Here is an 8366-nt window from a genome sequence, read left to right as displayed (position 1 = left end):
GGGTACGGGATTTGGCAACGGTCATGTCCAGGTAACCGGTGGCACGGGGCCTTGAACTGATATAACCTGCAACTATGCAGCCGGTAATCAGTACTGCATAGCGGGTGAATTTCAGCCTGATTGATTTTGCTTCCCTGCCGGCCTGTAAGCGCATACCCGTAATAGTGAGGAAGAAAGTGATGATCAGCAAAAAGTAGATCACATCTTCCGAACTGATGAGTCCGCTGATGAACTGTTCCGTTCTGCCGGAAATGGACAGGAAATAAGTAATATGGCGAACAACGTCATTTCCCTGGAACAGGCCACCCACAAAGTTAAGCAGCGCCAGTACTGCCAGGGTGCTGATGGCGGCCACTACCTGGTAGGAGGTGAGGCTAGACATGAACAGGCCGATGGCCGCATACGCACAGATTAGCAGGTACAACCCGAAGGCGCCTGCAATGATCTGCAGGTAATCTATGTTTTCAATGAAGAAGGAGGCGGAGTATCCGAACATCCCGATGATGGCAATGAGTATGAGGCCGTATACCATCATGGACAGGTATTTTCCCAGTACGATATCCCGCACCTTAACGGGGGAGGACAATAATAATTTGATGGAGCCGCTGTGAAGCTCGCGGCTGATGAGGCCCATGGTAAGCAGGGGGATATAAAAGTACAGGGTGTTCTTTACGCCCATATAAAATCCCTGTTCGCTGGCAAACACAATATTGGTGACGCGGGAAAAATGGGCGCCCATTCTCTGGGAGCGGCCCAGCATCAGGATATATTCTGCAAATTCCATCCCTATCTGAATGGGAAATACGATCAGGATCAGCCATGCCACCGGTGAATGGAATAAAATGCTAAGCTCCTGCCGGCCTATTCTGTATATGCTTCTCATGATATTTTTTGACTTGATCTTTTGTTAGATAATTGAGCGAAGATGGCATCGAGTGAACTCTTTTCGAGATTGATCTCTTTCAATCGCCATCCTTCTGTCACGCTTTTCAACACCACTTTTTCACTGATCTCAGTAGCATCGTTGAAATGCATTCTGAAAGTTTTGTCTTCCACCTGTTCGACGGCTGTAATACCGGGTACGCTTTTCAGCGCTTCGAGGGCAGGAGGATTTTCCAGGCTCACGATCAGGCTGTCCGGTGCGATGTAATTGTTGAAGGCGGTTATGGTGTTCTGGAAAACAACATGACCTCCTTCGATCATGATGATATCATGGCAGGTGGCCTGCACTTCCGCAAGGATATGGGAGGAGAAGATCACGGATCGTTCCGAAGCGATCTCTTTGATCAGCTGCCTTACTTCCAGGATCTGGTTAGGGTCCAGGCCATTGGTAGGCTCATCCAGCACTACCAGTAATGGTTTGTGGATGATGGCCTGTGCAATGCCTACACGCTGGCGGTAACCACCGGAGAGGTTGCCGATGAGGCGGTTGCTGAAATGCGCAACGCCGCATCTTTCCTTCACGGCCTGTACCGCAGATTTTATTTCATTCTTTGGAAGAAGGCGGATATGCGCACAGAATGTTAGGTACTCGTCAACGGTTTGTTCAAGATGTAGCGGGGCCTGTTGTGGCAGGAAGCCGATTCGCTTTTTTGCTTCCTCGGGGTTTTCCCTGATATCTATCCCATCGATGGTGACCTTGCCTTCTGTCTGGCTGAGTACACCGCAGAGGATATTCATGGTGGTTGATTTACCGGCGCCATTGGAGCCGAGTAATCCCAGGATACCCTGCCTGTTGATTTCAAAACTGATATCTTTTATCGCCCACTGCTGACTATAGCGGTGCGATAAGTTTTCTAACTTAACGATCGTTTGCTGCATGGATACTTCAGGTTATGGCAGCAGCCAGGTTGGAACGGTAACGGGGACCGTCCAACCGGCTTTTGCCGCATACTTAATCAGAGAGATGTTTATGGATTGAGGGGCCAATCAGGGTTGAATGCAGAGGCTGCAGGCCAGATCTGGCGCTGGTATTCCTTGCTGTTAGGTAACAGTTTGTATTCCACACCTTCTGCTTTATGTGTGATCGTTTTCTGGAAACGTGCTTCTTTGTTCAGCCGTTTGAGATCGATATGGCGCATATTCATGAACGCGAGTTCCCTTCTTCTTTCTTCCAGTACAAAACGCAGTACCTGCTCAGGATCGTTGCTGAAGTCGGCAGGTGTTTTTGCCACATAACTTGCAGGAGTGAGCCTGTGTTTACGCAGCTCATTCACGTCATCGAGTGCTCCCTGCATATCATTCTGGCGTGCTTTGGCTTCTGCTGCGTTGAGATATACTTCAGCAGTACCCACTGCATTGTTGTAGAAATCCCCTCTCAGGAAGATCTTCACCTGGTACATATTCCAGTAATTGAAAGGTGGCGCGGGAGGCCAGCCATTTGCGTAGTAAAGCACCCAGCGCTGATCGTCGTTAGTAAAGAGAGCAGACAATTCTGCGGAGGCGCATACACTTTGTCCCAGACCGAAGGGGCGCAGGAAGTGGCGTGCATAAAGCGCTTCAGGATGTTTCTGTGCGGCAGGAACGTTGGTCCAGCCTACTGGCGTACCGGGTACGTAGGGGAATGGACCGGGAACCACCACTGCATAGTTGTTCATATCGGCCAGGTCGCTTTTAAGCGCGAGTGCTGCTGCTGCATTTTGTTTGGCCAGTTCCCAGTTGCCCATGTAAAGGTACACACGGCTCAGCAGTGCATAGCCAGCGGGTTTGATGGCCCTGAAGCTGGTGAGCTTTGATTCAGCAGGGAGATCGGGAATAGCTTCATTCAGGTCTTTGATGATCTGGTCATACACTTCGGCCACGGTATTCCTTACAAATTTTGCACTGATGTCTCCGATCAGGGCAATTGGAATACCCAGGTCAGTGGAGGCAGTAGCTGCGTCGTAATGCTTCGCATATACGTTTACCATCGCCAGGTGCTCAAAGGCTCGTCCAACGAGGGCTTCAGCCTTTACGGATTTTTTGTAGGCCTCCGTTTTTCCGGTGGCGGTCATGATATTGTTGATCACCGTATTGAGATAAAAGATCCTCTTGTAGCCTTCGCTCCAGAGATAATCATTGGATCTTTCATCATAGGGAGCATTGTTGAAAGTGTAGATCTTTCTTGCCCAGAGTTGCTGGTTGGTGTACAGGTTGGCTGGCTGACCTTCGGGAAGGAAGGCGTCGTCAGTCATCAGGTCCTGGAAGTAATCACCGGCATTCACCATGGTGCCGTTGTTCAGCATATTCTCAAAATCCTCCACAGTCTGAGGAATGATCTTGTTCTTGGGTTTTATGTCCAGGAACTTGTCGCAGCCGGTTACCAGCACCAGTGCGGCTATAGGGAGTATGTATTTCAGATTCATTTGTTCGGAATTAGAAGGTTAGATTAAGACTCAACATATATTGAGGAGTCACCGGTGTGTTACGGAAAGCGCCGTTGGTGCTGATACCATATGCTTCCGGATCCAGGCCTTTATCGTTCCTGAACCAGCTGAATGGATTCTGTACCTGCACCATGATATTGGCTCCACTGATCTTTGCATAACGATTGACCGCTGATGCGAAATCATAGCTGAGACCGATATTCCTCACTTTCACATAATCAGCCTTAAGGGTATTGGCATCAGTGGAGTACCAGATATAATCCAGGTAAATACCTCCTGTTTGCCTGAGATCAGGTGCAGGCTGAATTCCGGGTATTTTTTCGTCGCCTGGTTTTTTCCAGTAGTTCAGCGCCCTCCTGTCGAGGTTGCGGCTGAAATTGAATTGGTTCAGGATTCCGGGAATGGCATCACGGAATACGTTTCCTCCGTTGGCAATGATCATCATGGTGAATGTGAACTTTTTGAAACGGACGGAGTTCATAAAACCTACAGTGTAGGTAGGGTCCATTGTTCCACCGTAAACCAGAGCATCAATATCAGTCAGATTGGCTACGATAGAACCGTTCTGATCATAGCTGGTCACTATTTTTCCGTCCTTGTCATACACCAGCGGAGTACCGTTGGTAGGATCGAGTCCGGCAGAACGGTAGTTGAACAGGGCGTTCATGGCGTACCCTTTTCTTTGTGTACCGAAACCATTCACGTAACTGTAAATGGATTGATCGGTAGGCGCGATGTCTGTCATCACATTCTTGTTCTTTGTGAAAGAGAGACGGGTATCCCATTCGAAATCCTTGCTTTTGATATTAACGGTATTGATGGCGATCTCGATGCCTTTATTGCTGAGGCTGCCGTAGTTGATCAATGCAGAAGGGAAGGCATTGGTAGGGTCTGTTGGTTTTTCTCCCAGCAGGTCAGTTGTTTTCCTGATGTAGTAATCGATAGAACCGGAGATCCTGTTTTTCAGGATGCTATAGTCCAGTCCGAAGTTGGTGGTTACTGTCTTTTCCCATCTCAGTGCTGCGTTAGGTGGATTGAGGATAGTAGTGGCCATGCCTTCGGTTTCGTAGAAATAGCTGGAAGTGGCAATCAGGTAAGGTCCTACCTGGCGGGCCACATTACCGCCGCTTCCGTAAGTAACGCGGAGGTTCAGGTTATTCAGCCAGGAGAACTGGTCCATGAAATCCTCCTGTGAAATACGCCAGCTGGCGCCTGCAGACCATACCGGCAGGTGCCTGTATTTTGGATCTGCACCCCAGAGGTTGGAGTCGTCTACACGTATGCTTCCTGTAAGGTTGTATTTCCTTTTCAGGCTGTAACCAACATTACCATAGAAAGATGTGTAACGGTCCTGATCTTCGTTAAAATAATTATTGTCGTTGAACCTGTAATTATAAGTTCCTTCAATGGACTGTGTATTGGTAAGATTGGCGATAATGTTGTAATCAACGGGCAGGAACTGCAGGTTGTTATCATTATATCCAAGTCTTTGCAGGCCGGTGCCGGTTTGTTTGATGGCGCGGCGTTCAGCGCCTGCAATGGCGGTAACCTGGTGATCCCGGCCAAAGCCTTTATCAAAATTCAATTGTGCCCTGGCGGTGTAAGAGTTAACGTCACCACGGGTTTCGGAGATCACACCCCCATCGGGGATATTCTTGATGATATTGCCTCCCACGATCTGCGTGGCATTATTGATCATGTTGGCGGTGCGCCATGCATCAGGAGCTGCATAGTCCCTGGTAAAAGAGCTTCCCCGCTCGGTCTGGTATTTCAGGTCAAGGTTAAGATACTTTGTGAACTTCACATTGAAACCACCCTGTAATCTGAAAAAGTTCTGGCGGGTACGGATATCGTAGCGGTCAAGCTCCTGCAGTGGGTTATAAGTTTCATCAAGCAGACCGAGGTTGTTCAGTCTGGCTATTTCTGTAGAGGACTTCAGTTCATTCCAGGCAACAAAATTACCGTTAGCATCTTTCAGGGTCTCATACGGCATACGTCTGTACAGACCTGTAGCCGATACAGGAGTGGATTTGGTAGATGAAATACTGGTAAAGATGCCTGCTTCAGCAGTCAGCCATTTGAAGATCTGTGATTTGTCGTTCAGGCCGATATTGTAATTCTCAGAACTGGAGCCGATGGTATAACCCCGGTTCCCGATATAGTTCATGTTCATGCTGAACTGATGCCTGTCATTTCCTCCTGAAATAGAGAGGGCATGCTTGTGATCGATATTGCTTTGCATCATCATGTCCTCGATCTGGGAGAGGCCGTTGCGTGATCTGAGATCATTCAGTGTGGCGTCAAGCTCTGCCTGTGTGATCTGACCTTGCTCAAAAGCGTACAGTGCTTCGGTCACTTTGGGCATGGCATACCTGGCGGAGTTGGGGTTGAAGCCGGGATGGTATTTGTTGAAGAGATCGCGCTGCAGATCCACCACTTCACTGCTGCTCAGCAGTTCCAGGTAGGATGCATCGGGTTTTCCTGATAGGAAAACAGTACTGTTGAAATTGATACGTGTCTGACGTGCGCTGCCCAGCCTGGTGGTGATCACTATCACGCCATTGGCGGCGCGTGTACCATAGATGGAGGCAGCAGCGGCATCTTTCAACACGGTAACGTTCAGGATGTCATCAGGATTCAGGTAGTTGATATCTCCTTCATAAGGGAAGCCGTCTACCACTATCAGGGGGCTGCCGGTAGCATAGAGCGTGGCGAGACCGCGGAGGTTGATGGAACCGTTTGGTTTGGAAAAAAGACCGGGCACCATGCCTTCGATCCTGGTCAGCAGGTTGGGCTCAACCCTGGTGCTGAGCAGTTCTGCGCTTACTGTGGAGAAAGCGCCTGTGGCCCTGTCTCTCGGAAGTGTCTGGTAACCCGTAGCTACCACTTCAATCACTTCCATATTACTGTTGCTCTGTTTCAGGATGATCCTGCCGATCTGCACTACTCCGTATTGGGGAACGGTTACGGCGCGGCGGTAGGTTTCGTACCCTACAAATGAAACTTCAAGTGTGTAATTGCCGGGCTCCACATTGGGAATGGAGAAGAACCCGATATTGTTGGTGGTAGTGCCTTTATTGCCGGGAAGCAGTTTTACAGAAGCGCCCTGAACAGGCCGGCCCAGCGAATCCACAACGCCACCGTCCACCGGAATACCGGCTGGAGCATTGTTCAGCAGGCTTGAAATAGGGGCAGGTGCCGGTTTGCGGCTCAGCACAATGGTAGTGCCATCGAGCCTGTAGTTTACCGGCTGATCTTTGAATACCATGTTCAGCAGTTGCTGTAACGGCATATCAAAAACAGCGAGGGTAACTGGTTTGGTGGCTTCCAGGTCTTTTTTGTTGGAGAGCACCACATAACCTGTTTGTTGCTCAATGATGGAGAATACTTTCTTCAGCGACAGCTCTTTGCCGGAGATAGTAACTGATTGCGAAACGGCATTGGCATGTACCTGAAGGAAAGCGACAGTCAGAAATACGATAGTTAATTTCATCGCTAACATAAATGATTTGCTGACTCCTGGTTGCAGCTTCATTCTAAGCGCTCGCACCAATAACAGCAATTGGTCAAGGCGCCGGGTCCTCATACAGGCAGACCGGCCCCCATAAACAGTTTTTTGCATAAATTGCACTGGTTTAGGTTGTAAAAAATAGTCGTTAAGCAACACGAAATTTACAGTGCTAAACTTTTCGCCGGGTTCTGCATGCCCGCAGAATCCGGTTTTTTGTTCAGCATCTTTCATTATTTCAAAGCCTCGCTTCCCGGGCTTAGGGTAGTATCGTCAATTCTTTTTTATTGTCATTGATCAGATAGTTCACACCGATATCTTTCAGATTTCTCAGCAAACGCTCAAAACTGGTATTCCTGCTCATCTTGCCCCATAATTGAGTTTTGGGGATGCCCTGTGCATAGATCACTTTCACTCCGTACCAGCGGCTGATCTGGCGCATGGCGTCTTCCAGATTGATATCTTCAAAATTGAAGAGGTCGTTCTTCCAGGCCACCACCTTATTTATATCCACGTTATTTACGGTTCTGATGGCTGCCGGGCCGAGCTGTGCCTGCTGGCCGCGAGACAGTACCACAGCCTGTTTCGATGGAAGGGCCGATACCTTTACGCCTCCGTTCAGCAGGGTCACTTTCAGGTTATCCTCATCTTCGTAAGTGTTCATGTTGAAGCTGGTACCCAGCACTTCCACTTTGGCATCGCCGCCGCTCACAGAAAAGGGGCGGGCTTTATCGGGGGCTACTTCGAGATACACTTCACCGGAGATCTTTACTGTGCGCTCATGCTCAGGGAAGGATACCGGAAAGGTGATGGAGCTGGCTGCATTCAGCCAGGCTTTGGAGCCGTCTGGCAGGGTCAGCTGGTACTTGCCTCCGACAGGAGTGCGCATGGTGTTCATCATGCTGGTAGCGTCTTTGGAACCGTTGGTCCCGTAAACGATACTGCCATCTGCCTGCTTCATGATCCGGGTGGTGCCCTGCTGGGCGATGGAGCCGTTACCGGCACTGTCAAGCAGGATCACTGATCCGTCTGCCAGCGTGAGCATGGCTTTGTCTCCACCTGGCTGGATGTTTTTAACAGGAGCTGGTGTTTCCTGGCTTGCCAGTTCCTCCTTTGAGGATGGCTTGAGCAGGAAGTATGCGCTAAAGCCCAGTATAATTGTGGCGGCAGCGGCATAACGTAACCAGCTTCTGTTAAGGGATGGGGTACGGTTTAGGGCTGGTCTTGCACCGGGATTGATCCTTGCAAGAACCTGCCGGATATGTTCTTCTTTTTTCGTGTCTGGTTGTACGGGAATCTCCGGGTAGTCCATCGAGTTGCTGAGAAGAGCCTCCAGGTATTCCTGGTTTTCAGGTGCTTCCAGCAATGAACGGAACTCGGTTCTTTCGGCCTTTGTCATCCGGCCTGAAAGGTATTGTTCCCATAAAATGGCTAGCTGATCATTTTCCATAGTGGTTTGTAATTGGGGCGCATTGAAGACGCTGTACCAATAG

The 8366-nt window shown here is 49.4% G+C and carries 5 protein-coding genes; all 5 read right to left on the bottom strand.

All coding sequences use genetic code 11. The annotated features are described in order from the left end of the window. On the bottom strand, nt 1–883 hold an 883-nt coding region (locus ACTHMC_RS14290; protein WP_440413981.1), incomplete at its 3' end, for an ABC transporter permease. After that, entirely contained in the window at nt 880–1821 is a 942-nt protein-coding gene (locus ACTHMC_RS14285; RefSeq protein ID WP_440413980.1) for an ABC transporter ATP-binding protein, read from the bottom strand. The genes ACTHMC_RS14290 and ACTHMC_RS14285, both read right to left, overlap by 4 nt. Before the next feature lie 89 nt (nt 1822–1910). Then, the gene (locus tag ACTHMC_RS14280; RefSeq protein ID WP_440413978.1) at nt 1911–3344 is read right to left on the bottom strand and encodes a RagB/SusD family nutrient uptake outer membrane protein; all 1434 of its coding nucleotides are present in this window, start codon (nt 3342–3344) and stop codon (nt 1911–1913) included. A 10-nt stretch (nt 3345–3354) separates the two neighbouring features. Continuing rightward, nucleotides 3355–6858, bottom strand: a complete 3504-nt coding sequence (locus tag ACTHMC_RS14275; protein WP_440413977.1) for a SusC/RagA family TonB-linked outer membrane protein — start codon at nt 6856–6858, stop codon at nt 3355–3357. Between the two features lie 274 nt (nt 6859–7132). Continuing rightward, on the bottom strand, nt 7133–8323 hold the full coding sequence (locus tag ACTHMC_RS14270; RefSeq protein WP_440413975.1) for a FecR domain-containing protein: 1191 nt from the start codon (nt 8321–8323) through the stop codon (nt 7133–7135). Nucleotides 8324–8366: the final 43 nt, after the last annotated feature.

The organism is Pseudobacter sp. (genome assembly GCF_051955275.1).
In the GTDB taxonomy this organism is placed as follows: Bacteria; Bacteroidota; Bacteroidia; order Chitinophagales; family Chitinophagaceae; genus Pseudobacter.
Note: the sequence above shows the minus strand (reverse complement) of the source record. Positions and strands in the feature narration are given on the sequence as shown.

Bases quoted from the DNA above. Each gene is read 5' to 3' on its own strand.
- ACTHMC_RS14285 (WP_440413980.1), bottom strand. From the start codon at position 1,821: ATGCAGCAAACGATCGTTAAGTTAGAAAACTTATCGCACCGCTATAGT.
- ACTHMC_RS14280 (WP_440413978.1), bottom strand. From the start codon at position 3,344: ATGAATCTGAAATACATACTCCCTATAGCCGCACTGGTGCTGGTAACC.
- ACTHMC_RS14275 (WP_440413977.1), bottom strand. From the start codon at position 6,858: ATGAAATTAACTATCGTATTTCTGACTGTCGCTTTCCTTCAGGTACAT.
- ACTHMC_RS14270 (WP_440413975.1), bottom strand. From the start codon at position 8,323: ATGGAAAATGATCAGCTAGCCATTTTATGGGAACAATACCTTTCAGGC.